Here is an 8,102-nt window from a genome sequence, read left to right as displayed (position 1 = left end):
CAATCCACACCGAACCCGGAAGGCCCTCACTCGTTCAAGATCACCCCGCCGTGATTGCTGTCACCAACCTCCGTGGACAGAACACCTAGGGCGTGCCAGGTGGCCAGCGCGGCGTCGCTCGCGCCGCCGACGATCCCGGCGGGGCGTACGTCGCCCAGCGCATGGGCGATGGCTTCGACGTCCCGGGTGGAGATCCGCAGCGCCGCGTCGGCACATCGGAACGCGGGAGCATCCGCTCGCATGTCCACAGCGATGGTCGGAATCCCGCGACGCTGCGCCTCCTGGTACAGCGGGATGTGCTCCTCCGACGCGCCGAGCACCAGCAGCGCGTTCTGTGGCAACTGGTCACAGGACATGGTCACGCTCCGACCTCGGCGCCGCGATGTGGACGGCCGGCATCGCGGCCTGCGGGTTGCGGGAGAGCGGCGCCCAGCGGTCCGGGTTACGCCGGTACCACTCCACGGTCTCGGCGAGACCGTCGTCCAGGTCGCGGGTGGGCTGGTAGCCGAGGTGGTCGGCAATCTTCGTCCAGTCCATGGAGTACCTGATGTCGTTGGCTCGCCGGTCCGGCCCGTACGTAACCGAGCCCCAGTCGGCCCCGCACACGCGCAGGAGCGCTTCGGTCAGCTCCAGGTTCGTGAGGTCCGTCCCGCCACCGATGTTGTAGACCTCGCCCGGCACACCGCCGCGCAGCACCAGTTCGATCCCTGCGCAGTTGTCCTCGACGTGCAACCAGTTGCGTACGTGCTGACCGCGACCGTGAAGGGTGACCGGCTCGCCCCTGAGCAGACGGGTGACGAACAGCGGGATGATCTTCTCCGGGTGCTGGTACGGGCCGTAGTTGTTCGAGCTGCGCGTGACGCACACCGGAACCTCGTAGGTGTGGAAGTAGCTCAGGGCCACGAGATCGCTGGCAGCCTTCGATGCTGCGTACGGGACGCTGGGGCGTAACGGGTCGTCCTCCGTGGCGGTGCCGACCGGCAGCGGCCCGTACACCTCGTCCGTGGAGACGTGGACGAACCGCTGGATGCCGTGCTTCACAGCCGCGTCCGCGAGGGTCTGGGTGCCGAGGACGTTCGTGGACAGGAACGTCCTGGCCGCGGAGAAGCTACGGTCGACGTGGGACTCCGCGGCGAAGTGCACGACGGCCGTGTGCTGGCTGACGAGGTCGTCCACCAGGCCGGCGTCCAGGATGGTCCCGTGTACGAATCGGAGCTTCGGGCTGAGGAACGCTTCGCCCAGATTTTCGATGTGCCCCGCGTAGGTGAGAGCGTCGAGAACCGTCACCTTGGCCACGTCGTCCGATCGCAGGAGACGTTTGACGAAGTGCGAGCCGATGAAGCCGGCCCCACCCGTAACAAGAACCTTGTCCATGAGCGTTCAGTCCCATCCGGAGAGGCGGATACGAGTCGTGCCCCTTCTCGCGTCGGGAGAGGCACGGCACCAGGAAACCTCGCAGCGGTGCCCGCGCAGCAGGCACACAAGGGGGGCTCACAACTCACGAAAACCGGCCCCGGGACGCGGCGTTGTGCCTACGCTCGCCTCAGCGCCCTGTGGCAACGGGCCACAGCCAGAACCTTGAGGGAGCCGCCGTGGCAGCGTCGCCGCGCCGGACCAAACAGCCGAACCAGGCCCTCGGCCGACTCATCACAGCCTCCGGCGCCAGCCACAAAGCGCTGGCCCACCGGGTCAACCAACTCGCCCAAAGAGCGGGAAAGAAACGGGAATACACCCATACGAGTGTCGCGAACTGGGTTGACTACGGAATGCAACCCAAACCCCCGATACCATCACTGATTGCCGCAGCGCTGGGCGAGCGCTGCGGCCGACCCGTCAGCCTCGCGGAAATCGGGATGGACAGCCCCAACGTGCCGGACACCACGGGCCTGGACTTCGCGAGAGATCCGCAAGACGCCATCCGCCTAGCCGCCGACTTCTGGAGTCACGTGGACCGCCGTGCACTCATCGGTACCAGCGCCTTCGCCATCAGCGCTTTCGCGACCCCTGTCACCAGATGGCTGGTCAGACAGGCAGACGACGAGGTCGCCCGGTACGACGGCCGTCGCGTTGGCCGCGCCGCCGTAGCCGAGCTGTGGGAGGCAGCCCGCGAAGCCCAGAGCTGGGACTCCAAATACGGGGGCGGCAACTGGAAATCGAACCAGGTCGCGGACTGCCTCACCCACCGTGCCGCGCCCCTGCTGCGCGGCCAGTACACCGAGCCCGTCGGCCGGGCCCTCTTCTCCGTCACCTCCGAACTGTCGCGGGTGGCCGGCTGGAGCGCCCTCGACATCGGTCACCACGACGTCGCGCAGCGGCACTTCATCCAGGCCCTCCGACTCGCCCGCGCCGGCGCGGACGTGCAACTCGGCTCGTACGTCCTGACCACGATGGCCCTCCATGCGGGCTTACGCGGGTACACCGGCGAGGCCATCGACATGGCGCAGGGCGCGTACGAGCGGGGCAAGCGGGCGGCGGCCCCGCGCGTCCTCGCGTTCACCAAGCTCATCGAGGCGCGAGCCCACGGCAAGGCCGGTGACCATCGCAGCGCCGCGCGGGCCCTCGCCGCGTCGGAGACTCTGCTCGACCGGGCACGCACCCAGGCCGATGAGCCGGAGTGGATCGGTTACTTCACCCATGCCCGTATGAGTGCCGACGCTGCCGAGATCTACCGTGACCTGCACATTCCTCACGTCGCTCTTCAGTGGCATTCCCAGGCAGCCGCCATGTCCGCGCACTCCTTCACCAGATCTGCAGGACTTCGCTACGCCGTGGTCGGTACGGTCCATCTCCAGAATCGGGACCTGGACCTGGGTCTTCACCTGGGCCAGCAGGCCATCGCCATACTCGCCAATGTCGAATCCAGCCGGGCGCGCGACTACGTACGCGACTTCGTCACCGCTCTCGCCCCGTGGCAGGGCGAAAGCCGCGTCAACGACTTCGTCAAGCACGCGCGTCGGGAACTCTCGATGAGTGCGTGACCAGCTCCGGCAGCGGCCGGAACACGAAAGAGCGCCCCTCTGTCCAGCCCTTTACGGCTGGACAGAGGGGCGCGGTGTATCAGCGGTAGAGCGCGATGAGGCCGGATGCCGTACCCGCGACACCCGCGAGAACACCGATGGTGGGCAGCGGCCAGCGGGCCCGTTCGAGGGTGCGGAGCCTGGCTTCGTGGTCGGCGACGTCGGATCGGATGTCCTTGGTCTCGTTCAGGACCTCATCGAGTTTCAGCTCGATACGGTCGACCGTTCTGGCCAGGTCCCGCACCTCCTGATAGGTCTGTGCCGGGCTGATGTACACGCCCGGGTCCGGCGGCGGCGCGGTCACTGGCGGTCCCGTACGGTCTCCGTCAGGCCGGGCCCTTCGCCCCCGCCGCCGGAGGTGGCTATCCCGGTCAGGACCGCCAGAAGCGCGGCGCCCGCAGCGAGGGACAGGCCGTCACCCCAGTCCGCGGATACGACTCCGACGGTGTCGAGGCCGAGCGTGGCTGCCAGGACCTGAGCCCCGGTGCGTACGGCCCGCTCGCCGGTCGACTTCCAGAAAGCAGCAGTGAAACATGGAGCGTCCTTTCATCAGGTGTTGTGGGGGACCTTGAGCCGTTCGAACGTCGCGATGAACAGCGCCGCCGTCGATCTCGTCGCCGCTCTGCGACGCCCGGTGATCTCCAGTTTCCACGCCGCGTTCAGCCTGGGCGGCATGGTCGGAACGGGGCTCGGCGGGCTGCTCGCGGGCGGCCTGTCCCCGGCCGTCCATCTGGCGCTTCTGTGCGCTGTCGGCCTGCTGGTCACCCCCACGGCCGGCCGGACGCTGCTGCTGACCCCCGCGCCGGTGACGGACCGTACCCGGACCGAGGACCGTACGGGCACGGGCACGGAGAAGCGCGGCGGAGGCGGACTCCGGCCGGACCGGCGCACCCGCCGACTGGTCGTCCTCTTCGGCGTGATCGCGCTGTGCACGGCGTACGGCGAGGGCGCGATGGCCGACTGGAGCGCGCTCCACCTCAGCCAGGACCTCGACGCCACCCCCGGTGTGGCCGCGGCCGGTTACTCGCTCTTCGCCCTCGCCATGACCGCGGGACGCCTTTCGGGCACGGCCCTGCTGGAACGGCTCGGCCAGACCCGCTCCCTGGTCCTGGGCGGCGTCACGGCCGCTCTCGGCATGCTGCTCGGCGCCCTCGCGCCCACCGCCTGGCTGGCCCTGGCGGGGTTCGCCGTGGCCGGGCTGGGCCTCGCCAACATCTTCCCCGTCGCGATCGGCCGGGCGGGGGCGCTGGCGGGGCCCGGCGGGGTCGCCGCGGCGTCCACGCTCGGATACGGCGGGATGCTGCTGGGCCCGCCCGCGATCGGCTTCCTCGCCGACTGGTTCTCGCTGCCGCTCGCCCTGACCACGGTGGCGCTGCTCGCCGGCGCGGCGGCCCTCATCGCCTACGCGGCCCGCGGCGCCTCGGCGAACGGCCCGGCGGGGCACACCCACGAAGGATGAGTAGGAGTACTCAGGCACAGCCGTTCGATCTCCCCCACCCTGGAAGGAGACGCAAGGACGCTCCACTTCAAGGGAAAGAGCCATGAACTCCAGGGAGAACATGATGACTTCGGAACGGCTGACCGGACTCGCGCGGCTCGCCTTCAAGAACCGTGCCTCCCAGGTCTATCTCGCCCTCGTCGCCGCGGCGACGGTGTTCGTCACGGTCGACACCCTCTTCGTGCACCACGCGGACGCCTCGATCGCCGGGGTGTGGCTGTTCTTCCTCGCGGCACCGACCGTCTTCCTCTTCCTCATCGGAGGCGGGGCCATCGGTGAGGGCTTCGTCGCCTCCGCCGGGTTCCTCTATCCGGCACTGGTCGTCTCCGTCCTCGTCCAGGCGGTCGCCATAGGCCCCTTCGTACGGCTGCTGCGCCACCGTCCCGCCCCCGCGACCGGACGCCCCCGCGAGGCCTGACGGCCCCTCGGCCAGGCGGACACTTCGCCCGGCCGGGCCCAGCGGCCGCCTGGCACAATGCCCGGTATGGAGACAGCGGAGCACATACGCGGGCTGGCCCGTGAGGGACGTATCCTCGCCGATGCCGCCGTCAAGGCCGGCCCCGACGCGGAAGTACCCGTCTGCCCCGGCTGGCGGGTCCGCGACGTACTGCGGCACACCGGCACTGTGCACCGCTGGGCGACGGCTTACGTCGCGGAGGGCGGCACCGCCCGGGTCCCCCTCCCCGCGGCGCCGGACCTCGACGGGGACGCGCTCGCCGAATGGTTCCGGGAGGGCCACGACCGTCTGGTGACCACTCTCGACACGGCACCCGCCGATCTGCGCTGCTGGTCCTTCCTGCCCGCGCCGAGCCCGCTCGCGTTCTGGGCACGGCGCCAGGCACACGAGACGGCCATCCACCGCGCGGACGCCGAATCCGCCCTCGGCCAGGGGTTCTCCCCGGTGGACGCCGCCTTCGCGGCGGACGGGATCGACGAACTGCTCAGACACTTCCACGGACGCGACCGCAGCCGGGTCCGGTCGGACGTGCCGCAGGTACTGCGCGTACGGACCACCGACACGGATGACGTCTGGACGGTACGGATCACCTCGGAGCCGGTACGGGCCGACCACCGGAAGGCCGGCGCCGACGACAGCGGTGAAGGCACCGCCCCGGACGGCGAGTTGAGCGGCCCCGCCGAACAGCTCTATCTGGCTCTGTGGAACCGGCTCCCGCCGGACGCCGTGACCGCCACCGGCGACGCGGCTCTCGCCCGGCTGTGGCGCGAGACCTCCGCGGTCTGACACCGACGCGGGCGCCCCCGGCGTTCCTTGCACCGGGGCGGGCCCCTCGGTCAGACTCGGACCATGGGGACACGGAGCGGGGCCGAACGGGACGCCATCACCGTCGAGATCGCCTTCGCGGTACTGACGGGGGCCTTCGCGGCGGCCCTGGTGTTCGGGCTCGTCGCCGGTACGGCGTGGTACCTGGAACTGCCGGAGGCGGGGCTGCGGATCGGCGGAGTCGCCGGCTGCCTCGCCTTCGTGGCGCGCGTGGTCCAGGTCCTGTGGCACTTCACCCCGGGCGCCCCGGCCGAGACCGCCCCTCAGCCGAGCCGACCCGGCCGTAACAGCCCCGACGCGTAGGCGCGCACGCCCGCTGCCGGAGTCTCACGTCGCCTGCATGCCACCGTCGACGGGGAGGACCGTGCCGGTCACATAGGAGGCGCGGTCGCTGAGGAGCCAGGCGGCGGCCTGGGCGATCTCGTCGGGGTCGGCAGCGCGGCGCAACGGGGTGTGCGCGTTGAGCTGGTCGACGATGCCGGGCGTGTGGTCGTTCCAGGCACGCACCATGTCCGTCAGTGTGGTGCCAGGAGCGATGGCGTTGACGCGGATGCCCTCCGGACCGTAGGTGAGGGCTGCCGACTCGGTGAGACTGTTGACCGCCCGCTTCATCGCACCGTAGGCGGGCAATGTGGGATTGCCCTTCAGGCTGCCGACGGAGGAGTTGTTGACGATGGCCCCCGTGCCGGCGGTGGAGCGGATGGCGGCGACCTGGGCCGCCATGGCCAGCCAGACCCCCTTGAGGTTCACGGCGTAGATGTGGTCGAAGTCGGCCTCGGTCGCCTGGTCCATCGGGCCGGGCGGCACGTTGGTCGCGGCATTGTTGAAGGCGACGTCGAGCCGGCCGTACAGGTCGACGGCGCGGTCGACGGCGGCCCGGACAGCGGCCCCGTCGGCCAGGTCGCACACCGTGTACTCCGCGGTGCCGCCGGCCGCCCGAATTCCCTCGGTCACCGCCTTGAGCTGATCCTCCGTGCGTGCCGTGAGCAGGACGCGGGCGCCCTCCCGGGCGAACAGCCGGGCCGCGGCGGCGCCGATGCCACGGCCGGCACCGGTGATGAAGGCGACCTTGCCGGCCAGCAGGCCCACAGCGGCGGGGGTGGACGTGTCAGTGGTCTGTGTGTTGTTCATGGCAGCAAGCCTGCGCCCGGCCGCACAGCCGATCCAGGCACCAGCGGTACCTGGATCGGCTCCCGGCATCCACGCACACTGGAGGTATGGACAGACAAGAACTGGCCGGCTTCCTGCGCAGCAGGCGCGAGCGCATCAGCCCTGCCGACGTGGGTCTGCCCGCCGGGCCGCGCCGCCGCACCCCGGGGCTGCGTCGCGAGGAGGTGGCGCAGCTGGCGTTCATCTCGACCGAGTACTACACGCGGCTGGAACAAGCCCGCGGCCCGCGCCCGTCGCGCGAGGTACTGGCCGGGCTGGCCCGGGCCCTGCGCCTGCCGGACGCCGAGCGCGACCACCTGCACCACCTCGCCGGCGCCCCGCCCGGCCCACCGGCCGGGCCCTCACGCGAAGTGCGGCCGAGCGTCCTCGACCTGCTGCGGCGGCTGCCGCACACCGCGGCGATCGTGTTGTCCGCGACCTACGAGGTGATCGCCTGGAACGAGCTGGCCGCCGCCCTCCTGGAGGACTACTCAGCGCTGTCGCGACAGGAGCGCAACCTCGTGCGCCGTGCCTTCCTCGCACCGCCGTCGCGGGATCGGCTGCTGCAGGACCCGCTCGACGCGGAGGCCTTCGCCCGCGCCGCGGCCCGGCGCCTGCGTGGCGCCGCCGCCCGCTACCCCGACGATCCCGAGGTGGCCACGCTGGTGGCCGACCTCCTCTCCGGCAGCCCGGAGTTCGCCCGGCTGTGGGCCGCCCACGACGTACGCGCCGAGCCCACCCTGCGCAAAACCATCAATCACCCGCTGATCGGCCCCATCACCGTCAACTGCGACGTCCTCGACATCACCGACCGCGACCAACAAGTCGTGATCTACACGGCCGATCCCGGCTCTCCCGCGGAGGAGGCGCTACGGCTGCTGTCGGTGATCGGCACGCAGCGCATGGACGTGCCCGGCTGAGGCGCGATGAGCCGGTCGGTCGCCCATCCCGCGCGAGGCGTCCTCGGCGGGACGCGGCGGCGGGGGGACGCGGCGGCGGGCAGGCCGAGGATCACCTGGCCGAGAGCGGGGCCGGTGGCCCGATCCGTCGGAGCCGTGGGAACGGCCGACGACGAACCCGGCCGCGCCACCTCCGTACACGCCGCGCGGGATGAAGCCTGGGCCCGGGAGGTGCCCCGCCGCCGGCACCTGCGCGG

At 71.0% G+C, this 8,102-nt stretch carries 10 protein-coding genes and 1 pseudogene; 6 read left to right on the top strand and 5 right to left on the bottom strand.

What is annotated here, in order from left to right; all coding sequences use genetic code 11:
• Positions 1-26: 26 nt before the first annotated feature.
• Entirely contained in the window at positions 27-356 is a 330-nt protein-coding gene (locus ACFXPL_RS36580) for a hypothetical protein (protein WP_384927495.1), read from the bottom strand.
• The gene (gene rfbB / locus ACFXPL_RS36575; protein ID WP_384927494.1) at positions 346-1,374 is read right to left on the bottom strand and encodes a dTDP-glucose 4,6-dehydratase; all 1,029 of its coding nucleotides are present in this window, start codon (positions 1,372-1,374) and stop codon (positions 346-348) included. Before rfbB ends, ACFXPL_RS36580 begins: the two co-directional genes overlap by 11 nt.
• Positions 1,375-1,853: 479 nt before the next feature.
• Here rfbB and ACFXPL_RS36570 point away from each other — a divergent pair, with 479 nt between their 5' ends.
• Entirely contained in the window at positions 1,854-2,978 is a 1,125-nt protein-coding gene (locus ACFXPL_RS36570) for a sporulation protein (protein ID WP_384927493.1), read from the top strand.
• 79 nt (positions 2,979-3,057) lie between these two features.
• On the opposite strand, the gene ACFXPL_RS36565 is transcribed toward ACFXPL_RS36570, so the two are convergent.
• Both ACFXPL_RS36565 and ACFXPL_RS36560 read right to left on the bottom strand, forming a co-directional pair.
• Positions 3,058-3,321 carry a hypothetical protein gene (locus ACFXPL_RS36565; protein WP_365818173.1) on the bottom strand — a complete coding sequence of 88 codons (264 nt, stop codon included), beginning with the start codon at positions 3,319-3,321 and terminating at the stop codon, positions 3,058-3,060.
• Positions 3,318-3,488 carry a holin gene (locus ACFXPL_RS36560; RefSeq protein ID WP_384927496.1) on the bottom strand — a complete coding sequence of 57 codons (171 nt, stop codon included), beginning with the start codon at positions 3,486-3,488 and terminating at the stop codon, positions 3,318-3,320. The genes ACFXPL_RS36565 and ACFXPL_RS36560 overlap by 4 nt, the downstream gene beginning before the upstream one ends.
• 109 nt (positions 3,489-3,597) lie before the next feature.
• Here ACFXPL_RS36560 and ACFXPL_RS36555 point away from each other — a divergent pair.
• The 4 genes and pseudogenes from ACFXPL_RS36555 to ACFXPL_RS36540 all read left to right on the top strand — a co-directional run.
• Positions 3,598-4,476 (top strand): annotated as a pseudogene (locus tag ACFXPL_RS36555) (MFS transporter); the annotation flags it as partial.
• A gap of 82 nt (positions 4,477-4,558) precedes the next feature.
• Entirely contained in the window at positions 4,559-4,933 is a 375-nt protein-coding gene (locus ACFXPL_RS36550; protein WP_384927492.1) for an SCO4225 family membrane protein, read from the top strand.
• A 66-nt stretch (positions 4,934-4,999) separates the two neighbouring features.
• Entirely contained in the window at positions 5,000-5,758 is a 759-nt protein-coding gene (locus ACFXPL_RS36545; protein WP_384927491.1) for a maleylpyruvate isomerase family mycothiol-dependent enzyme, read from the top strand.
• A 63-nt stretch (positions 5,759-5,821) separates the two neighbouring features.
• Positions 5,822-6,100: a DUF6332 family protein gene (locus ACFXPL_RS36540; protein WP_384927490.1), complete on the top strand. Its 279-nt coding sequence runs from the start codon at positions 5,822-5,824 to the stop codon at positions 6,098-6,100.
• A gap of 24 nt (positions 6,101-6,124) precedes the next feature.
• On the opposite strand, the gene ACFXPL_RS36535 is transcribed toward ACFXPL_RS36540, so the two are convergent.
• Positions 6,125-6,928, bottom strand: coding sequence for an SDR family NAD(P)-dependent oxidoreductase (locus ACFXPL_RS36535; protein ID WP_384927489.1), 804 nt, complete (start codon positions 6,926-6,928; stop codon positions 6,125-6,127).
• An 86-nt stretch (positions 6,929-7,014) separates the two neighbouring features.
• Between ACFXPL_RS36535 and ACFXPL_RS36530 the strand changes: the two genes are divergently transcribed.
• A complete protein-coding gene (locus ACFXPL_RS36530) occupies positions 7,015-7,866 on the top strand; it encodes a helix-turn-helix transcriptional regulator (protein WP_384927488.1) in 852 nt (283 codons plus the stop codon).
• Positions 7,867-8,102 lie beyond the last annotated feature (236 nt).

This window comes from Streptomyces sp. NPDC059092 (assembly GCF_042756365.1).
Taxonomy (GTDB): domain Bacteria; phylum Actinomycetota; class Actinomycetes; order Streptomycetales; family Streptomycetaceae; genus Streptomyces.
This window is presented reverse-complemented; position numbering and strand designations above follow the sequence as displayed.

What these genes read in the sequence shown, in the direction of transcription:
- ACFXPL_RS36580 (WP_384927495.1), bottom strand. Translation starts at nt 356, where the DNA reads ATGTCCTGTGACCAGTTGCCACAGAACGCGCTGCTGGTGCTCGGCGCG.
- rfbB (WP_384927494.1), bottom strand. Translation starts at nt 1,374, where the DNA reads ATGGACAAGGTTCTTGTTACGGGTGGGGCCGGCTTCATCGGCTCGCAC.
- ACFXPL_RS36570 (WP_384927493.1), top strand. Translation starts at nt 1,854, where the DNA reads ATGGACAGCCCCAACGTGCCGGACACCACGGGCCTGGACTTCGCGAGA.
- ACFXPL_RS36550 (WP_384927492.1), top strand. Translation starts at nt 4,559, where the DNA reads ATGAACTCCAGGGAGAACATGATGACTTCGGAACGGCTGACCGGACTC.
- ACFXPL_RS36545 (WP_384927491.1), top strand. Translation starts at nt 5,000, where the DNA reads ATGGAGACAGCGGAGCACATACGCGGGCTGGCCCGTGAGGGACGTATC.
- ACFXPL_RS36540 (WP_384927490.1), top strand. Translation starts at nt 5,822, where the DNA reads ATGGGGACACGGAGCGGGGCCGAACGGGACGCCATCACCGTCGAGATC.
- ACFXPL_RS36535 (WP_384927489.1), bottom strand. Translation starts at nt 6,928, where the DNA reads ATGAACAACACACAGACCACTGACACGTCCACCCCCGCCGCTGTGGGC.
- ACFXPL_RS36530 (WP_384927488.1), top strand. Translation starts at nt 7,015, where the DNA reads ATGGACAGACAAGAACTGGCCGGCTTCCTGCGCAGCAGGCGCGAGCGC.